This window comes from Kitasatospora sp. NPDC088134, assembly GCF_044741705.1.
GTDB lineage: Bacteria > Actinomycetota > Actinomycetes > Streptomycetales > Streptomycetaceae > Kitasatospora.
Map to the genome: position 1 here is coordinate 47,534 of NZ_JBIUTD010000022.1, position 14,268 is coordinate 61,801.

Annotated in this window: 11 protein-coding genes; 6 read left to right on the top strand and 5 right to left on the bottom strand. The window is 72.5% G+C overall.

Annotation, left to right across the window (positions count from 1 at the left end; translation table 11 throughout):
• Positions 1-6: 6 nt before the first annotated feature.
• Both sdhD and sdhC read right to left on the bottom strand, forming a co-directional pair.
• A complete protein-coding gene (gene sdhD, locus ACIOHG_RS27890) occupies positions 7-495 on the bottom strand; it encodes a succinate dehydrogenase, hydrophobic membrane anchor protein (protein WP_400954486.1) in 489 nt (162 codons plus the stop codon).
• Positions 496-500: 5 nt separating this feature from the next.
• A complete protein-coding gene (gene sdhC / locus ACIOHG_RS27895) occupies positions 501-881 on the bottom strand; it encodes a succinate dehydrogenase, cytochrome b556 subunit (RefSeq protein ID WP_400954487.1) in 381 nt (126 codons plus the stop codon).
• Positions 882-1,145: 264 nt separating this feature from the next.
• Between sdhC and ACIOHG_RS27900 the strand changes: the two genes are divergently transcribed.
• The gene (locus ACIOHG_RS27900) at positions 1,146-1,916 is read left to right on the top strand and encodes a hypothetical protein (RefSeq protein ID WP_400954489.1); all 771 of its coding nucleotides are present in this window, start codon (positions 1,146-1,148) and stop codon (positions 1,914-1,916) included.
• On the opposite strand, the gene ACIOHG_RS27905 is transcribed toward ACIOHG_RS27900, so the two are convergent.
• On the bottom strand, positions 1,879-2,409 hold the full coding sequence (locus tag ACIOHG_RS27905; protein ID WP_400954585.1) for a 2-oxo-4-hydroxy-4-carboxy-5-ureidoimidazoline decarboxylase: 531 nt from the start codon (positions 2,407-2,409) through the stop codon (positions 1,879-1,881). The two genes, ACIOHG_RS27900 and ACIOHG_RS27905, sit on opposite strands and share 38 nt — an antisense overlap.
• 230 nt (positions 2,410-2,639) lie before the next feature.
• Positions 2,640-3,389 carry an SDR family oxidoreductase gene (locus tag ACIOHG_RS27910; protein ID WP_400954490.1) on the bottom strand — a complete coding sequence of 250 codons (750 nt, stop codon included), beginning with the start codon at positions 3,387-3,389 and terminating at the stop codon, positions 2,640-2,642.
• A gap of 179 nt (positions 3,390-3,568) precedes the next feature.
• Between ACIOHG_RS27910 and ACIOHG_RS27915 the strand changes: the two genes are divergently transcribed.
• A complete protein-coding gene (locus tag ACIOHG_RS27915) occupies positions 3,569-5,158 on the top strand; it encodes a methylmalonyl-CoA mutase (protein ID WP_400954492.1) in 1,590 nt (529 codons plus the stop codon).
• A gap of 228 nt (positions 5,159-5,386) precedes the next feature.
• Here the strand turns inward: ACIOHG_RS27915 and ACIOHG_RS27920 are convergent, their stop codons facing one another.
• On the bottom strand, positions 5,387-7,441 hold the full coding sequence (locus tag ACIOHG_RS27920) for a protease pro-enzyme activation domain-containing protein (protein ID WP_400954493.1): 2,055 nt from the start codon (positions 7,439-7,441) through the stop codon (positions 5,387-5,389).
• 460 nt (positions 7,442-7,901) lie between these two features.
• Here ACIOHG_RS27920 and ACIOHG_RS27925 point away from each other — a divergent pair, with 460 nt between their 5' ends.
• The 4 genes from ACIOHG_RS27925 (at position 7,902) to ACIOHG_RS27940 (ending at position 14,264) form a co-directional block, all read left to right on the top strand.
• Positions 7,902-9,092, top strand: a complete 1,191-nt coding sequence (locus ACIOHG_RS27925) for an amidohydrolase (protein ID WP_400954587.1) — start codon at positions 7,902-7,904, stop codon at positions 9,090-9,092.
• Positions 9,093-9,184: 92 nt separating this feature from the next.
• A complete protein-coding gene (locus ACIOHG_RS27930) occupies positions 9,185-11,014 on the top strand; it encodes a glycosyl hydrolase family 28-related protein (RefSeq protein ID WP_400954494.1) in 1,830 nt (609 codons plus the stop codon).
• 268 nt (positions 11,015-11,282) lie between these two features.
• Entirely contained in the window at positions 11,283-12,353 is a 1,071-nt protein-coding gene (locus tag ACIOHG_RS27935) for a BMP family protein (protein ID WP_400954496.1), read from the top strand.
• A gap of 75 nt (positions 12,354-12,428) precedes the next feature.
• Complete coding sequence (locus ACIOHG_RS27940) at positions 12,429-14,264, top strand: ABC transporter ATP-binding protein (protein ID WP_400954497.1); 1,836 nt, start codon at positions 12,429-12,431, stop codon at positions 14,262-14,264.
• Positions 14,265-14,268: the final 4 nt, after the last annotated feature.

A 14,268-nucleotide genomic window follows, 5' to 3' on the forward strand; every position in this document is an offset into this window, starting at 1 on the left:
GGCTCGTCAGATGTTCGGGTCGAAGGTGAAGATCACCAGGGTGCCGAGGACGACCGTGAAGACGGTCGCGACACCGAGGAGACCCTTGAGCCACAGACGAGTGGCGTCCTTCTCCGCGTAGTCGTTGATGACGGTGCGCATGCCGTTCGAGCCGTGCAGCATCGCCAGCCACAGCATCAGCAGGTCCCAGAACTGCCAGAACGGGGACGCCCAGCGGCCCGCCACGAAGGCGAAGCTGACCTTGGAGACGCCGCCGTCCAGCATCAGGTTGATCAGCAGGTGGCCGAGGACCAGCACCACCAGCACGACGCCGGACAGGCGCATGAACAGCCAGGCCAGCATCTCGAAGTTGGTCCGGGTGCGGCGCGGGGTCTTCCTGGTGCGCGCGCGGGCCGGCTCCACCACGAAGGCGTCGGCCGGGTTGCCGGTGCCGAGGCCCTTGCCGGTGTGCGCGTGGGCGGAGGGCACCACCAGGTCGTTGGTGTCAGTGGACACGCGGATCAGCCCCCGAACCAGGTGCGAAGGGTGTGCTGCAGGACGGGGTAGAACGCGCCGCCCATCAGGACGACCCAGATGCCGACGACGGTCCACAGCATCTGCTTCTGGTACTTCGGGCCCTTGGCCCAGAAGTCCACCGCGACGACCCGCAGGCCGTTCAGGGCGTGGAACAGGATGGCGGCCACCAGGCCGTACTCCATCAGGTTCACCAGCGGCGTCTTGTAGGTGGCGATCACCGAGTCGTAGGCCTCGGGGGACACCCGCACCAGGGCGGTGTCGAGGACATGGGCGAACAGGAAGAAGAAGATCAGGACGCCGGTGACTCGGTGAGCCACCCAGCTCCACATGCCTTCCCGGCCGCGGTACAGCGTTCCAGCCGGCACGGAAAACCCTCCGGAAGCGATTGGGGGCTCGGCCGGCTTCGGTGTCGGTCAGCCCGGCCGGATACGGTCCACCGGCCGCCAGCATCCTATCGACGCGCCGTCGGCAACCGCCGCCGGGGGCCCCTGGTGTGATCAATCAGGCACGCACGGCCTAATCCGGACGGGAACTGTGACGCTCCGTCACCGAATTATTACGCTACGGTGCGGTCCCCGCCGCGAACGACGCGGAACGACGCCAACCCATGCGAACGAGGAGAGACCGCCGTGCGACCCCTGCCCGCCCTCGCCGCCCTCGCCCTGGCCGCGGGCTGCGCCGCCACCGGCTGCGCCGCCCCCGCGCCCGGCAGCTCCGCCGACCTCGCCGCCACCGCGGTCGGGCCGGTCGCGGCCGGCCCCGCCGACCTGCTCGGCGACGGGTACGACGCCGTCGGGGTGCGCGCGCTGGCCGTCACCGACGGGGAACTCGCCACCGGCTGGCGGGTCGCCTTCGTGCCGCCCGGGCAGAACGACATCTCCAGCCCCCCGCAGACCGCCGACGACCCGGCCTGCCAGCCCGTGCTGGACGCCCTCACCCCGTCCAGGGGCGACGCCGGGCCGCTCGCCGAGGCCGACCTGGACCTCGCCCGCGAGGGCGACGCCCAGGCCTCCCTCTCCACCGCGATCCTGGCCTTCCGGCCCGGGCGCGCCGCGGCCGTGCACGCCGGGCTGGAGCGCGCGCTCGACCGCTGCCGGGACTTCACCTCCAGCACCGGGCGGCACCGGCTGGCCCGGCTCGACACGCCCACCCCCGAAGGAGCGGACGCCGCCACCGCGTTCACCCTCACGAATGAAACCGGCGGGGCCGTCCTCGCCCAACGGGCCCTGCTGGCCCGGACCGGGGACGTGCTCACCGTCTTCACCACCCTCGACCCCGCGGGCCGCCCGGCCCCCGAGCCGGACCGGGCGGTGGTCCAGGCCCAGCTCGCCAAGGTCGGCCGGTCCGCGGGGCGCGGGACGGTCAGTTCTTCACCGCGACCAGGTGTTCGAGCCGGCTGAGCGCTATCCGCCGCAGCTCCTCCGCGGAGATCAGCCGCTCCTCGTCGGGGTCGTTCGCCAGCCGGGTGCGGATCGAGGTGAGCACCGCGTCCAGCATCTCCTCCGGGTCGACCCCTTCGAGGCAGACCACGAAGACGTGCCCGAAGCGGGCCTCGTAGGCGGCGTGCGCCGCCCGCAGCGCGGTGTGCGCGGCCTGGCTGCCGGGGGCGCGCATGCCGAGCAGCGGCTGCGGCATCCAGCTCTCGTCGGCCAGCGCCTCCGCGAGGTCCGCGGGGCGCAGGTCGTAGCTCGCCTCGCTGGCGGCGGCGAGCAGGGACTCGATGTCGGGGTAGGGGCGGTGCGCGGTCAGGCGGAGGGCCCAGCGGTGGCTGCCGCAGCAGGCGAGCAGGGCCTCCTCCACGGCGCCGGAGTCGGCTTCGTTGAAGCGGTGCAGTCCCAGCAGGGAAGGTTCCGTCCGCGCGTCCAGGCGCTGCGGCGGGATGTCGCTGGTCAGCGCATCCTCCTCGTGAGGGCGGAAGGCGGAGTGCTCGGAAGACCGGGGAAGGGGAGGCGGAGTCGGGGATCAGGGGGGATCGGCGGTGCCGCCGCCCGGGCCGACGCGGCCGACGGGGCGGCGCCTCCACGGTAGTTGAGGGGTCATCAATTGGGGAGGCGGCGGGCCGATTTCACTCGATCGAGCTATCAAGTTGTGACCCGCCGCCCCTCCTGTTCACGCCGGGCCGCTCAACCGGCCCGGTGCACCTTGTGGTTGGCGGCCTGCGCGCGCGGCCGGACCACCAGCAGGTCGATGTTCACGTGCGACGGCCGGGTCACCGCCCAGGAGACGGTGTCGGCGACGTCCTCCGAGGTCAGCGGCTCGGCGACGCCCGCGTAGACCGCGTCCGCCTTCGCCCGGTCGCCGCGGAACCGGGTCAGCGCGAAGCCCTCGGAGCGCACCATGCCGGGCGCGATCTCGATCACCCGGATCGGCTCGCCCACGAGTTCGAGGCGCAGGGTCTGCGCCACCGAGTGGACGGCGTGCTTCGCCGCCACGTACCCGCCGCCGCCCTCGTACGCGGCCAGCGCCGCCGTCGAGGACATGATCAGCACGGTGCCGTCGCCGCTCGCCCGGAGCGCCGGCAGCAGCGCCTGGGTGAGGTGCAGCACGCCGATCACGTTGATCTCGTACATGGTGCGCCAGTCCGCCGGGTCGCCCGCCTCGACGCTCTCCGCGCCCAGCGCGCCGCCCGCGTTGTTCACCAGCACGTCGACCCGGCCGACCTCGGCCGCGAAGGCGTCCACGGCGGCCCGGTCGGTGACGTCCAGGGTGTACGCCCGGGCCGCTCCGCCGATCTCCTTCGCCAGCTCCTCGATCCGCTCGGTGCGGCGCGCGGTCAGCACCACCGCGAAACCGTCGGCCGCCAGCCGTCGGGCGGTCGCTGCCCCGATGCCGCTGCTGGCGCCGGTGACGACGGCGACCTTCTGCTCGGTCATGTCCCACTCCTCGTGTGTCCGGTCGGTGGACCGATCATCCCAAGGAGCGGCGGCCGGATGTTGTGAGCAAGCTCCCAGCCGTGGCATCTGTCTGCTGCCGACGGGGCACGACTACATTGCGTATCCAACCGGGCGTTAATCAGCGCTAACCCCCCTCACACCCCTCGCGGAGGACACCCATGGCAGCCGAGCCCCGCCGCACCGAGTCGGGCCTGCCGATCGCGCCGGTGTACGGCCCCGAGGCCCTGGCCGGCTTCGACGCCGCCGACCGGCTCGGCGCCCCCGGCCAGTACCCGTTCACCCGCGGCGTCTACCCGACCATGTACACCGGCAAGCCGTGGACGATGCGCCAGTACGCCGGCTTCGGCACCGCCGCCGAGTCCAACGCCCGCTACAAGCAGCTGATCGCCAACGGCACCATGGGCCTGTCCGTCGCCTTCGACCTGCCCACCCAGATGGGCTACGACTCGGACGCGGCGATCGCCTCCGGCGAGGTCGGCAAGGTCGGCGTGGCGATCGACAGCGTCGAGGACATGAGCGTGCTGTTCGGTGGGATCCCGCTCGGCGAGGTCTCCACCTCGATGACCATCAACGCGCCCGGCTCGCTGCTGCTGCTGCTCTACCAGCTGGTCGGCGAGGCCCAGGGCGTGCCGTCGAACAAGCTCACCGGCACCATCCAGAACGACGTGCTCAAGGAGTACATCGCCCGCGGCACGTACATCTTCCCGCCGAAGCCCTCGCTGCGGCTGATCGCCGACATCTTCCAGTACTGCCGGGCCGAGATCCCCAAGTGGAACACCATCTCGATCTCCGGCTACCACATGGCCGAGGCCGGGGCGAACCCCGCGCAGGAGATCGCCTTCACCCTCGCCAACGGCATCGAGTACGTCCGCACCGCGGTCGCCGCCGGCATGGACGTCGACGACTTCGCGCCCCGGCTCTCCTTCTTCTTCGTCTCCCGCACCACGCTGCTGGAGGAGGTCGCCAAGTTCCGTGCCGCGCGCCGGATCTGGGCCCGGGTCATGAAGGAGGAGTTCGGCGCGAAGAACCCCAAGTCGCAGATGCTCCGCTTCCACACCCAGACCGCCGGCGTCCAGCTCACCGCCCAACAGCCCGAGGTCAACCTGGTCCGGGTCTCGGTGCAGGCGCTCGCCGCCGTCCTCGGCGGCACCCAGTCGCTGCACACCAACTCCTTCGACGAGGCGATCGCCCTCCCCACCGAGAAGTCCGCCCGGCTCGCGCTGCGCACCCAGCAGGTGCTCGCCTTCGAGACCGACGTCACCGCCACCGTCGACCCGTTCGCGGGCTCCTACGTGGTCGAGGCGATGACGGACGAGCTGGAGGCCGCCGCGCTGGAGCTGATGGCCAAGGTCGAGGACATGGGCGGCGCCGTCGCCGCGATCGAGCAGGGCTACCAGAAGGGCGAGATCGAGCGCACCGCGTACCGCATCCAGCAGGAGCAGGACTCCGGCGCGCGGACCGTGGTCGGCGTCAACCGCTTCCAGCTCGACGCCGAGGAGCCCTACGAGCCGCTGCGGGTCGACCCGGCGATCGAGGCCCAGCAGGCCGAGCGGCTGGCCCGGCTGCGCGCCGACCGGGACTCCGCCGCCGTCGACCGCGCCCTCTCCCAGCTCCGCAAGGCCGCCGAGGGCAGCGACAACGTCCTCTACCCGATGAAGGAGGCGCTCGCCGCCCGCACCACCGTCGGCGAGGTCTGCGACGCCCTGCGGGGCGTGTGGGGCACCTACACGCCGGTCGACCGCTTCTGAAGCGCTCCCGCGCCGGGTCCGGGCCGGTGCTCGATCCGTGCCCGTGCCGCGACCTTGCCGTGGGACGCCTTCCGCTTCGCGCAGTTCCCCGCGCCCCTGACGGGGCGCGGGGTTTCTGTCGTTCTGCTTGCTTCGCAGCTCCCCGCCAGGGGCGCGGGCCGCAGGCCGGGACATGGCCGAGGGGCCGTCGGATCGGTCTCCGACGGCCCCTCGGTGGTGTTGCTGGGGTTACTTCTTGAGGGCGAAGGACTTGAAGAAGTTCTTGCCCGGGGAGCCGAGGCCGGTGGCGGTGTCGTAGCCCTTCGAGGCGGACAGGCCGTAGTCGGCGCCGATCTGGTAGAGGCGGACCTTCAGGGTGTTGTTGACGATGCCGAGGTCGACGACGTTGCCGCGCTTGCTGTGGTTGGCCTTGTCGTCGACGTCATTGAAGGCCTTGCTGCCGGCCCGGTCGTAGAGGGCCGGGTTGGCGAAGCCGAGGGCGCGGCCGCCGCGGGACTGGATGGCGTTGGCGAACATCGCCGCGGTCTCCGGGGCGGAGACCGAGGTGCCGCCGTAGCCGCCCTCGCTGTAGGCGCCGTTGTCGGTGTAGCCGACCAGGGTGGCGGCGACCAGGTCACCGCTCATCGCGATGTCGGGGGTGGCGCGCAGCGGGGTGGCGGAGTGGGTGCCGTCGGCCGCGGTCTTCGAGATGCTGTCCGGCACGACGCCCTGCTGGTACCACGGCTGGGCGAAGTCCTTGGAGACGCCGCCGCCACCGCCGAAGTAGAAGTTGCCCGGGAACGGGGTCCAGGACTTCTGGTCGGCGGAGAGCACCGAGCGCTTGTCGCCCATGGAGACCTCGCTGCCGTAGCGGCCGGCCTTGTTGTCGAGCTGGAGGGCGGTGCCGCCGACCGAGGTGACCCACGGGGAGGCGGACGGCCAGTCGGCCTGCGCCTGGTTGGTGTCGGCCTGGCAGTTGACGCCGGTGGCGGCCGCGCCCGGGGAGCTGTCGCCGCAGTCGCCCGAGGAGAAGGTGAAGCCGATGCCGGTCAGGGCGCCGAGCTGGAATATCTGGTTGTCGGCGGCGACCACGGCGGGGTCGATGTCCCCGCTCTTGCCGTGCATGATCTCGCCCCAGGAGTTGGAGACCACGTCGGCGAGGTGGTTGTCGACGACCTTGGCCATCGCGTCGTACAGGTCCTCGTCGTAGCAGGAGTTGCCGCCGACGTAGACGACCTGGGCGTCCGGCGCCAGGCCGTGCACCATCTCGACGTCCAGCGCCTCCTCGCCCGCCCAGCCGGCGGGGCCGCCGCACTCGTCCTGGTGGGTCCACTTGTCCGGGGTGACGTACTCGGTGTACTGGCCCGGGGCGAACGGCTGGTCGCCGTGCAGCGCGGAGAAGTGGTTGGCGTCCTGCTCCATGCTGGAGAGGCCGTAGGCGTCGATGATGGCGACCCGGGCGCCCTTGCCGGAGACCTTGGCGTCGGTGACGCCGTACGCCTTGCGGAGCTGGCTGGGGACGTACGAGCAGGGGGCGAACGGCTCGTTCTTCTCGTAGCCCTCGGGGGCGCCCTTGGCGATCTTGGAGCCGTAGCCGTCCTCGGAGCAGGTCGGCACGGTCGGCAGGGTGGCCGGGGCCTTCTTGTCCGGGGTGGCGAGCCGGGCGGCGGCGTTGGCGCGCTGCTCGGCCTCGCGGACCGAGGTCGCGGTGGAGGCGTTGGTGTGGATCGCGTCGGCCAGGCCGGAGACCGCGAGGACCGCGCCGGAGACCGAGGCGGGCAGCTGGGCGTCCTTCACCGGGGCGCGGTGGGTGCCGTCCTGGGTGCGGTAGTTGCGGAAGTCGGTGCCGAAGGCCTTGGCCATCGCCGCGGTCGAGCCGGACACCTGCACGTAGTGCGCGGTGGTGGCGGTGACGCCGAGGCCGGCGCCGGACACCCAGTCGGTGACGGCCTTGACCTGCTCGGGGGTGGCGCCGAACTTCTCCTGGGCCTGGGCCGAGGTGAGGAACTGGCCGTAGGCGGCGGAGTTCGGGTCGGAGACGGCCTTGGCGAGGGCGGCCAGGCCGCTCGCGTCGCGTCCGGCCAGGTAGATCCGGGCGGAGGCGGGGGCGGCGGAGTCCACCGCGCCCGCGTCGGCCTGCGGGGTGGCCCACTCGGGGTGGGTGCCGGGGAGCGTGCGGGCGCCCTCACCGGTGGGCGCGGCGGCCGAGGCCGGCACGGCCATGCCCAGGGTGGTGAGGATCAGTGCGGCGGCGACGGTGGCCGGCGCGATGCTCTTGGCGAGCTTGTTGCGCGCGATGGGCACGTCGGTCCCCCCTTCTCGTTTCGATGGAGCGTCGGCAGCCCCTCGTGAGGGCGCGACGAGCGCGCCGCGGGCGGAATGACCCCCCACCGCGGCACCGGAGTTGACTGTGCGGAAGCTGTCTATTCGGACTGGTGTGCGCAGCTCAAGAGCGGACCCGAAAGTTTTGCCCCGCCGTGACCCGATCAGGAGGAAACGTTTGGGCCGCCCGCCGCGCGGACCCCGGCCGGAGCGCCCGCCGTGTCCGGCCGCCGGTGCAGGTCGTTGCACAGGGCGGGCGAGCGATCGGAAGGGCAGGCAGAACCAAGTGACATACCCACCCCCGCGGCCGCTATGCGTCCATCCGGTGACCAGTTCGCCGGAACCCGGGCCAAAACCCCACCACCGGCCTACCCTTGTCAAGGTGAACGATCTCCAGCCGGCCGCCGCCGCCTCCGTCACCGCTGCCCGCCCCACCGCCGACCTGCGCGCCCGAGTGGCGGCCCACCAGGCCGAGTTGATCGAGCTGCGCCGTGACCTGCACCGGCACCCGGAGCTCGGCCGCCAGGAGTTCCGCACCACCCGGCTGCTCTGCGAGCGGCTGACCGCGGCCGGCCTGGAGCCCCGGGTGCTGCCGGGCGGCACCGGCCTGCTGGTGGACCTCGTCCCGCCGGGCACCGCGCCCGGCACCCCGCTGCTGGCCTTCCGCGCCGACATCGACGCGCTGCCGATCGACGACACCAAGCAGGACGTCCCCTACCGCTCCTCGCTGCCCGGCCGGGCGCACGCCTGCGGGCACGACGTGCACACCGCGGTGGTGCTGGGCGCCGGACTGGTGCTGGCCGAGGCGCTGGCCGCCGGGGAGTTGACCCGGCCGGTGCGGCTGATCTTCCAGCCCGCCGAGGAGATGATGCCCGGCGGCGCGCTGGACGTGATCGCGGCCGGCGGCATGGCGGGCGTCGGCCGGATCTTCGCGGTGCACTGCGACCCGAAGGTGCCGGTCGGCCGGATCGGCCTGAAGACCGGCGCGATCACCTCGGCCTGCGACAAGGTCCGGGTCGCGCTGGACGGCCCGGGCGGGCACACCGCCCGCCCGCACCTGACCACCGACCTGATCACCGCGATCGCCAAGCTGGCGGCCGAGCTGCCGGCCGCGCTCTCCCGCCGGATGGACCCGCGCTGGGGCGTCTCGCTGGTCTGGGGCCGGATCGCGGGCGGCTCGGCGCCGAACGTGATCCCGCTGCACGCCGAGCTGGAGGGCACCGTCCGCTGCCTGGAGCTGCCCGGCTGGCGGGACGCGCCGGAGGTGCTGGAGGAGCTGGTCGCGCACCTGGCCGAGACGCACCGGGCCAAGTGGACGCTGGACTACCACCGCGGCGTGCCGCCGGTGGTCAACGAGGCTTCCTCGATCGAGCAGTTGGACGCGGCGATGCACGCCCGGTTCGCGGCCGGGGACGGCCCGGTGGTCGAGCCGACCGAGCAGAGCCTGGGCGGCGAGGACTTCTCCTGGTACCTGGAGCACGCCCCGGGCGCGCTGGCCCGGCTCGGCGTCCGCGGCCCGCACGAGAAGGGCGTCCGGGACCTGCACCAGGGCGACTTCGACGCCGACGAGCGGGCGATCGGGATCGGCGTGGAGCTGTTCGCCGCGCTGGCGCTGGAGCACGCCCGGCTCTGACTTTCGAACGCGTTGTCGGGTTTCCGCGCCCCGGGCGGGTGTTTCGTGGTCGAATCCTGCGGACCGAACACCCAGGGGGAGGAACCCGCAGTATGCACACCACGACCAGACGCGGACTGCTGTTCGCCGCCGGCGCGACCGCCGCCGCCGGCCTCGCCGGGGCCCCGGAGGCCGCCGCGGCCGACGCCACGGCCGTGCCGCCCGTCGACTGGGAGAACGTCAAGGCCCACGGCGCCGCCGGCGACGGCAGCACCGACGACTGGACGGCCATCAGCGCCGCGATCGCGGCCTGTCGGCCCGGCGGAGTGGTGTACTTCCCGGCCGGGCAGTACGTGGTCACCGGTACCGTCGAGGTGCCCGCCCACGTCACGCTGGCCGGCACCGACGGCATCCGCTGGTTCAGCTACCTGAAGGACGCGTCCGGGGCCACCGTGCCCCCGCCGGTCTCGCTCAAGCCCAAGTGGGGCTCCTTCACCGGCACCGCGCTGGTCCGGCTGACCGGCCACGGCGCCCGCCTGCGCGACCTGGTGCTCGCCTCCGGCCGGGCCACCGACACCGCCGGCAACCCGGTGGACGGCCTGGTCGCGAACGGTTCGATCAAGGGCGTCCGGCTGCAGAACGTCGGCATCCACAACTTCCAGGGCTACGGGGTGCGCACCGGCTCCACCGCCGACGGCTTCCCCGGGGGCTGGGAGGTCTCGCACCTGATCGTCGAGTCCAACAAGGCCGGCGGCTGGTACTCCGGCAACGCCGCCGGCGCCGCCTTCTCCTTCGCCGACTCGATGTTCGACAACTGCGAGGCCGCCCTCAACGGCGGCGACGGCTGGTACTTCGGCGGCCTCGGCGCCACCGGCTTCACCGGGGTCCGGGCCACCTGGAACGGGGGCAACGGCTTCCACCTGACCGCCAAGTGCGGGCAGGTCGGCTTCACCGAGTGCCAGACCGACCGCAACACCCGCAACGGCTGGCTGCTGGAGTGCCAGCAGGTCGCGCCCGCGTACGCGCCCGCCCCGCACGTGGTCCTGCTGACGGGCTGCCAGGCCAGCCGGGACGGCCGGGGCGACAACGCCAACCCGGGCGGCTGGGCGGGCTTCCGGGTCACCGCCCCGGCCGGTGGCGACCCCGCCGTGCCGGTCGCGCTGACCGGCTGCGCCACCCACGTCTCCGGCGACGACACGGCCGGCGGCCTGCTCTCGCCGGACTACGGGGTGCGGGTGGACAGCGCGCTGCGGGTGCTGCTCACCGGCTGCGTGCTCACCGGCACACTGGCCAGCCTGCGGGACGACGCGGGCGCCGTGCTCGACACCGGCGGCACCATGCACAACCTGACCACCCGGGCCGGTGTCTCCTACGACGTCCCGCCACCCGCGCTCACCCCGGTCGGCAACGCGCCCCAGCCCGCCGACTCGGGCTTCCGCACCTGGTCCTTCGATCCGGCCTCCGGTTCCACCCAGAACACCCGGCTGACCCCGGGCAACGTCTACCTGGTGCGGGTGGAGACGCACCAGCCGGTGACCGTCTCGGCGGTGACGGTGCTGCTGGCGTCGGCCGGCGCCGGGTTCACCACCGGCAACCTGGCGGGCGTCTACGACCGCACCGGCCGGCTGCTGGCCCGCACCGCGGACCAGGCCGCCACCTGGTCGGACGGGGCCGGCTCGCTGCGCAGCATGCCGCTGACCGCGCCGGTCACCCTGCGCCCCGGCTTCCACTGGGTGGCGCTGCTGGCCAACGCCGCCACCCCGCCGGCCTTCGTCCGCGGCTCGACCTTCGACAACCCCGGCGCGTTCCTCAACGCCGCGCTGGCCCCGGCCGCCTACCGGGTCGCCAACCTGGCCGGCAGCGCCACCGCGCTGCCGGGCTCCTTCGACCCGGCGGCCAACCGCAACACCGTGACGCAGATGTTCTGGGTCGGCCTGACCTGACCCCCGGACGGTGCGGCCGCCGCGTCGGACGGGTTCGGCGCGGCTGCTTCTCGGGCTGCCGCGGGAGGCGTACCGTGGTGGCCCGATACCAGCCGGTAGTGACAGTCGGGTTACGCTCCTGCGGTACTGCGTCCGGATTTGCCCGGACGTGCGACCACATTTTGATAACAACCCGAATGGCTCCGCAGGCCGTAACACAACCGTGTTCTACGCGCGTTACGGTGGCGCTCGACCACGCCAACCGGGTGTGTGAGAAGGAGAAACTCCCTTGCGCCGTTCACTCAAGCTCGCCGCGGTCGTGCTCTCGGGTTCCCTGGGCATTGCCTCGCTCGCCGCCTGCGGCGCAAAGAGCACCGACAACAACAACTCCGGCTCCGCCAGCGCCGGCGCGGGCGGTTCCGCGATCAAGGTCGGCATGGCCTACGACATCGGCGGCCGCGGCGACCAGTCCTTCAACGACTCCGCCGCGCGTGGTCTGGACCAGGCCAAGACCGAGCTGGGCGCGACCGTCTTCGAGGCCGAGGCCAAGACGGGCGAGTCGGAGGGCGACAAGGAGCAGCGCCTCAAGAGCCTGGTGACCAGCGGCTACAACCCGGTCATCGCGGTCGGCTTCGTCTACCAGGACGCGGTCAACAAGGTCGCCAAGGACAACCCGAACGTCAAGTTCGCGATCATCGACTCCAACTCGCCCGACCAGCCGAGCAACGTCACCTCGCTGACCTTCTCCGAGGAGCAGGGCTCCTACCTGGCGGGCGTGGCCGCGGCCAGCAAGAGCAAGACCAACCACATCGGCTTCATCGGCGGCGTGCAGTCCGAGCTGATCAAGAAGTTCGAGGCCGGCTACGTCGCGGGCGCCAAGTCCGTGAAGTCGGACATCGCGGTCGAGGTCACCTACCTGACCACCCCGCCGGACTTCACCGGCTTCGCCGACCCGGGCAAGGGCAAGCAGGCCGCGCAGGGCCAGCTCGACAAGGGCGCGGACGTCATCTACTCCGCCGCCGGCTCCTCCGGCACCGGCGCCATCGAGGCCGTCTCGGCCGCGGGCAAGTGGGCCATCGGCGTCGACTCCGACCAGGCCAAGCAGCCGGCCCTGGACAGGTACAAGGACCACATCCTCACCTCGATGGTGAAGAACGTGAACACCGCCGTGTTCACCTTCGTCCAGTCCGCCAAGAGCGGCAGCGTCCAGGGCGGCGTGCAGAACTTCGACCTGAAGCAGGGCGGCGTCTCGCTGGCCACCACCGGCGGCTTCATCGACGACCTGAAGACCAAGCTCGACGCGGCCACCCAGCAGATCACCTCGGGCGCCACCAAGGTCCCGACCGCCCCGCAGGGCTGATCCACCCCGCCGCGCCGTCCCTGACCCGGGCGGCGCGGCGGTCTGAACCACATCTCACGGAAGGGGCTCGGACGGATGCGCCCACGGCGCGCATCCCCCGGGCCCCTGTCCGTTCCGCACCGCGACCCCGGTGTCCGGCTCCCCGAGCTTCCCCTGAGCCTCCAGCGCGACGAAGCGCCCGACGACCAGCAGGAGATCGCCATCACCCCCTCCGACTCCGTCCCCCCGGGCGGCACCCCCAGCGCGGGGACGGCGACACCGGCCGTCGCACTGCGCGGCATCACCAAGCGCTTCCCCGGCGTGGTGGCCAACCACGACATCGACATCACCGTCCGCCGGGGCACCGTGCACGCGCTGATGGGTGAGAACGGCGCCGGCAAGTCCACCCTGATGAAGATCCTCTACGGGATGCAGAAGCCGGACGAGGGCACCATCGCCGTCGACGGCGAGCTGGTGGAGTTCTCCACCCCCGCGGACGCCATCGCCCGCGGCATCGGCATGGTCCACCAGCACTTCATGCTGGCCGACAACTTCACCGTCTGGGAGAACATCGTCCTCGGCGGCGAGAAGCTGTACGGCATCGGCGCCGCCGCCAAGGCGAAGATCCGCGAGCTCTCCGACCAGTACGGCCTGGGCATCAAGCCGGACGCGCTGGTCGAGGACCTCGGCGTGGCCGACCGGCAGCGGGTCGAGATCCTCAAGGTGCTGTACCGCGGCGCCCGCATCCTGATCCTGGACGAGCCCACCGCCGTGCTGGTGCCGCAGGAGGTCGACGCGCTGTTCGACAACCTGCGCGAGCTCAAGGCCGAGGGCGTCACCGTCATCTTCATCTCGCACAAGCTGCACGAGGTGCTCTCGGTCGCCGACGCGATCAGCGTGATCCGCCGCGGCACCACCGTCGGCGACGCCGACCCGGCGACCGTGACGGCCCGTCAGCTCGCCGAGCTGATGGTCGGCGCCGAACTGCCCTCCCCGGAGAGCCGCGAGTCCACCGTCACCGACACCGAGATGCTCCGGGTCGAGGGCCTGCGGATCGCCAAGCCGGACGCCGAGGGCGTCGAGCGGGTGGTCCTGGACGACGTGTCGCTGCGCATCCGCAAGGGCGAGATCCTCGGCATCGCCGGCGTCGAGGGCAACGGCCAGGCCGAACTGGTCGAGGCCGTCATGGGCATGCTGCCGCTGGACGCCGGCACCGTCGTGCTGGACGGCGCCGACCTGACCGGCGCCCTGACCCGGGCCCGCCGGGAGGCCGGCATCGGCTACATTCCCGAGGACCGGCACCGGCACGGCCTGCTGCTGGAGGCCCCGCTCTGGGAGAACCGGATCCTCGGCCACGTCACCGAGCGGCCCAACTCCAAGGGCGTGCTGCTCGACCCGGCCGGCGCCCGCGCCGACACCCTGCGGATCGTCGAGGAGTACGACGTCCGCACCCCCGGCATCGAGGTCACCGCGGCCTCGCTGTCCGGCGGCAACCAGCAGAAGCTGATCATCGGCCGCGAGATGAGCCACGCGCCGAAGCTGCTGATCGCCTCCCACCCGACCCGCGGCGTGGACGTCGGCGCGCAGGCGCAGATCTGGGAGCAGATCCGCTCCGCCCAGCGCGAAGGCCTGGCGGTGCTGCTGATCTCCGCCGACCTGGACGAGCTGATCGGCCTGTCCGACACCATCCGGGTCATCTACCGCGGCCGCCTGGTCGCCGACGCCGACCCGGCCACCGTCACCGCCGAGGACCTCGGCACCGCGATGACCGGCGCCGCCCGCGGCCACCTGGAGTCCGCCCCGGAGGCCGTCGCCGAGGCGCAGGCGATCGCCACCGAGGGCACCGACGCCGCGCCGGCCGACACCGCGCCGGCCACCGACACCCCGTCCACCGACACCGCCGCCGACGACGACGCGCAGGCGGGGGAGTAGCCAC

What these genes read in the sequence shown, in the direction of transcription:
- ACIOHG_RS27940 (WP_400954497.1), top strand. Translation starts at nt 12,429, where the DNA reads ATGCGCCCACGGCGCGCATCCCCCGGGCCCCTGTCCGTTCCGCACCGC.
- ACIOHG_RS27910 (WP_400954490.1), bottom strand. Translation starts at nt 3,389, where the DNA reads ATGACCGAGCAGAAGGTCGCCGTCGTCACCGGCGCCAGCAGCGGCATC.
- ACIOHG_RS27915 (WP_400954492.1), top strand. Translation starts at nt 3,569, where the DNA reads ATGGCAGCCGAGCCCCGCCGCACCGAGTCGGGCCTGCCGATCGCGCCG.
- ACIOHG_RS27930 (WP_400954494.1), top strand. Translation starts at nt 9,185, where the DNA reads ATGCACACCACGACCAGACGCGGACTGCTGTTCGCCGCCGGCGCGACC.